This is a genomic window from Infirmifilum sp. (assembly GCF_049970975.1).
In the GTDB taxonomy this organism is placed as follows: domain Archaea; phylum Thermoproteota; class Thermoprotei; order Thermofilales; family Thermofilaceae; genus Thermofilum; species Thermofilum uzonense.
In genome coordinates this window covers 1-2610 of record NZ_JBMFLX010000158.1, presented here as the reverse complement: position 1 = coordinate 2610, position 2610 = coordinate 1, and the positions used below count along the sequence as shown (strand labels likewise).

2 protein-coding genes and 1 tRNA gene are annotated in these 2610 nt (G+C 49.8%); 2 read left to right on the top strand and 1 reads right to left on the bottom strand.

Annotated elements, in window-relative coordinates; translation table 11 throughout:
• Nucleotides 1-541, bottom strand: a 541-nt coding sequence (locus ACP5KC_RS09975) for an HD domain-containing protein (protein ID WP_428287470.1), incomplete at its 3' end; no start/stop codon positions are given.
• A gap of 134 nt (nt 542-675) precedes the next feature.
• Here ACP5KC_RS09975 and ACP5KC_RS09970 point away from each other — a divergent pair.
• Nucleotides 676-785, top strand: a tRNA-Cys gene (locus ACP5KC_RS09970).
• A 285-nt stretch (nt 786-1070) separates the two neighbouring features.
• A complete protein-coding gene (gene dnaG / locus ACP5KC_RS09965) occupies nt 1071-2351 on the top strand; it encodes a DNA primase DnaG (protein WP_428287469.1) in 1281 nt (426 codons plus the stop codon).
• Nucleotides 2352-2610: the final 259 nt, after the last annotated feature.

The window sequence follows — 2610 nt, the reverse complement described above, 5'->3', positions numbered from 1 at the left end:
TCACAAGCCGAGCGTGTCTGATAACCCTCTCTAGGTCAACCCCCTTGTAGGGCAGGCCTAAATGGTGTGCATCACGTATAAGATAGTCTAACCTGTCAGCATCAACCTCGCCTGAAATGATAGGGCTTAGCTCGTGTCGTCCCTTTAGAACATCTATGATGGTTTCAAGGTAACTTGCAAGGTCATCCGCGAGATACTGTTTGATAATCTTGATCCCGAGAGCCTCGTGGTCGCCGGGTAAAGCATGTGAGAAGGGCAGGTGGCCAACATCGTGTAGAAGCCCTGCTAGCCGGATCACCCGTCTCTCCTCTTGCTCCGGCTCGCTAACCGCGGCCGAGTACAGCTTATCTGCCAGAAGCATTGTTCCCAGGGAGTGGGCATAACGGGTGTGAGTAGCGGAGGGGTACACATTGTAAGCAGGGCCAAGCTGTAGTACGTGGCGGAGACGGGTTAAGGCGCAGTTTTCGAGAACTTCCACCTCTGTCTGGTAGAGGTCTATGAAGCCATGTATCTCGTCGAAAATCTCCTTAACGGGTCGCATCGGCTCCAATAGCTTTAGCGTGGACAGGCAATAAAAAAGTGTTCGCAGTTAACCTTTGTTAAGTCATGAGGCGCTCTCTTTTGCAGTGGGACCCGCAAATAATAAAAACCCTGACTTCTCTTTATTTCTCGAGAGCCGGGGTGGCCGAGAGGTCAAGAGGCTTTAGGCCTGATACGCGTCGGGCTGCAGTGGTACCTAGCCGGTGAAACCCGATCTTTCCCGGGTTCAAGTCCCGGCCCCGGCTCTAAGGCATTATTTCATGCGAATTAACGATAATCCTGTTATATTGTATAATAATGATGTTTTATTCAAAAATATCGTCGATATTTTGCATCATAACATTATTTTATTCAAGTAAAACAAAAAACTTTATAGTCGCCAAGCGTTCTAGTTGTGGAGGCTGCACGCGTATTCCGCCAGCAGAGAGCACCTCGAGCTTAAGACGGTGTACCGTCTGCAGCGGTGAAAAGGTGTGTTAACTGGCGGGTACAGCGTGCAGTTTTAGGCTCATCATGGATGGTGGTGTAACATGGGTGGTTTACCCGTTTCAGCAAAGTATGTAGTGAAGGCTAGGATAACAGTGTCTGGGATAGTTGAAAAGCACGACATAATAGGTGCTATCTTTGGGCAGAGCGAGGGAATTCTGGGACGTGAACTTGACCTGCGAGAGCTTCAGAAAGTCGGGAGGATCGGCAGGATCGAGGTTGCTACTCGGGAGAGCGACGGGAAGCTTATAGCAGAGGTGGAGATCCCCTCCAACCTTGACATGGCCGAGACTGCTATTATAGCGGCTACGATAGAGACCATTGACAAGGTCGGGCCTTACAACGCCTCAGCCGAGATTATAGCGATCGAGGATGTAAGGGCTGAGAAGAGGAGGAAGATTATAGAGAGGGCTGTTGAACTATACCGGAAGCTTGCGGAGACTGTTCCAGAATCAAGGGAGCTTGTCGAGGAGGTCCTCGAGAAAGTCAGGACGGCAGAGCTCGTCGAGTGGGGTGAAAGCAAACTTCCCGCTGGCCCCGATGTTGACACGTCTGACACGCTTATACTGGTCGAGGGGCGCGCAGACGTAATCAACCTATTAAAGCATGGCTATAGGAACGTGATCGCTATAGGCGGTGCAATGATTCCTAGGGGGCTGAAAGAGCTCTGTAAAGGTAAGAAGGAAGTCATTCTCTTTGTCGACGGCGACAGGGGTGGCGAACTGATAGCCCGGAACGTCTTAAACGTTTTAGACGTTGACTATATTGCTAGGGCGCCTCCAGGCAGGGAGGTCGAGGAACTCACAGGCAAGGAGATAGCTAGAGCGCTCCAAAACAAGATACCCGCGGGAGCCTTCCTCGAGTCGATTGAGAAAGAGAAGAAACAGCAGAAAGAGGTCAAGGCTGAGGTAGTAATACCCCCCTCAAAACTGATAAAGTTTTCACGCAATAATCCGAGCGTGGTACAGGAGGTTGCTTTGCCGAGCCAAGTCATTGAGAAGATAGAGCAGCTCAAGGGGACTCTCGAGGCCGTAATATATGATTCCGATTGGCGGGAGATTGCACACGTACCTGTCAAGGAGCTCGTAGATAGGCTCAAGGAGCTCGACGGAGTTGCCCACGTCGTTCTGGACGGTATAATAACTCAGAGGCTTGTGGACACTGCTTTCGCGAAAAATATCAAGACTTTAATCGGGGTAAGGGTGGGCGAAATAATCCGGAAGCCGGAAGATCTTGTCATTACAACGTTCCAGAACGTAAAACCCCTCGAGAACCCTCAGACTACACAGGGAGGAGAAAATCAACAGGACGAACAACGGCAATAACTTCAAGAACCCTCTCAATAACAAGAGTAGGAGTCAAACAGGCTTCAACAACACCTTGCTTTTACAGGACAGTATTTATTTTAAGGCTCCATGGAGGTGCATCTCATCACTTCGTCAGTCCAGGTCAATGATGTCATCGCCACCTAACACTACGCGTTCAAAGATAAAATCCTTACCACCTATCACCGTGCTCCCTGACGGGCCTGGAAAACAAAAATAATATATTCCATGCTTGTGTCCACGGCTTAGGTGGTTGCAT